Origin of the sequence: Collinsella sp. AM18-10, assembly GCF_003471585.1 — a bacterium.
Lineage (GTDB): Bacteria > Actinomycetota > Coriobacteriia > Coriobacteriales > Coriobacteriaceae > Collinsella.
Window position 1 is genome coordinate 1 of record NZ_QRJO01000039.1, and the last position, 1,267, is coordinate 1,267.

The 1,267-nt window shown below is 65.4% G+C and carries 1 protein-coding gene; it reads right to left on the bottom strand.

All coding sequences use genetic code 11. The annotated features are described in order from the left end of the window. Position 1: 1 nt before the first annotated feature. The gene (gene arcA, locus DW211_RS09995) at positions 2–1,243 is read right to left on the bottom strand and encodes an arginine deiminase (protein ID WP_099431519.1); all 1,242 of its coding nucleotides are present in this window, start codon (positions 1,241–1,243) and stop codon (positions 2–4) included. Between the last annotated feature and the right edge of the window lie 24 nt (positions 1,244–1,267).

Here is a 1,267-nt window from a genome sequence, read left to right on the forward strand (position 1 = left end):
CTTAGAGGTCCTCGCGCCAGAAGGGCATGCTCATGCAGCGCGGGCCGCCGCGGCCGCGGGAGAGCTCGGCGGAGGGCACGACGAGAAGGTCCAGGCCCTCCTTGTACAGCACGTCGTTGGTGACGGTGTTGCGGGCGTAGACGCAGATCTTGCCGGGCTCGACGCACAGGGTGTTGGAGCCGTCGTTCCACTGCTCGCGGGAGGCCGCGATCGGGTCGCCGCCGCCGCAGGGGATCAGCTTGACCTGGTCGACGCCGGTGGCGTCCTCCAGGACGTGCTCGAGGGTGTCCTCGATCAGGCGGATGTTCACGTCGCCCGGGTTCTTGCCGGCGGTCAGCTCGTAGACGCGCAGGGTGCCCATGATGGCGGGGTGGATCGTGAACTTATCGACGTCGATCTGGGTGAAGACCGTGTCGAGGTGCATGAAGGCGCGCGAGACGGGGATGTCGAAGGCCAGGATGCGCTCGACCTTGGAGTCGGAGTTCCAGAAGATGTTCTGGGCCATGACGTCGATGGCGGCTGCCTGGGTGCGCTGGGAGATGCCGACGGCGAGGGTCTTCTCGTTGATGTTCAGCACGTCGCCGCCCTCGGTGTGGAACTGGCAGTCGCGGCGGAAGTACAGGGAGACGTCCTTGTAGTCGGGGTGGTACTTGAAGACGTACTTGCCGTACAGGGTCTCGCGGTTGCGGGTGACCGAGTACATGCGGTTGAGGTTGACGCCCTCGCCGACGACCGCGAACGGGTCGCGGGTGAAGTAGAGGTTGGGCATCGGGTCGATGATCAGGTCGGACTCGGACTCGGAGTTGACCAGGGAGTCGAGGGTCGTGGACGCCGTGAGGGGCATGTCGATCTCGGCCTTGGTCATGCCGGCCATGGTCTTCTTGACGAACTCGAGGTTGTCCTCGATGGAGTCCAGCTTCTCGCGGACGATCTGCGGCATGTGCTGGCCGCGGATGCCTGCCTCGGCGATGTACTGGTCGGTGAACTCGGCGCGGGCGCCGGGGACCTGGTCGAACACCTCGGCGACGAGGTTCTCGAGGTAGAGCACCTCCACGCCCTGGTCCCTCAGGATCTGGGCGAAGGTGTCGTGCTCCTGCTGCGCGACCTCCAGGAACGGGACGTCGTCGAACAGGAGTCGCTCGAGCTCGTCGGGCGGCAGGTTGAGGAGCTCGTCGCCGGGACGGTGCAGGCAGACCTTCCTGAGCTTGCCGATCTCGGAAGGCACGTGCAGACCTTTCGTCATGGCCTCCTACCTTTCTTTCGGGCC

Coding starts and splice junctions, on each gene's coding strand:
- arcA (WP_099431519.1), bottom strand. CDS start 1,243: ATGACGAAAGGTCTGCACGTGCCTTCCGAGATCGGCAAGCTCAGGAAG.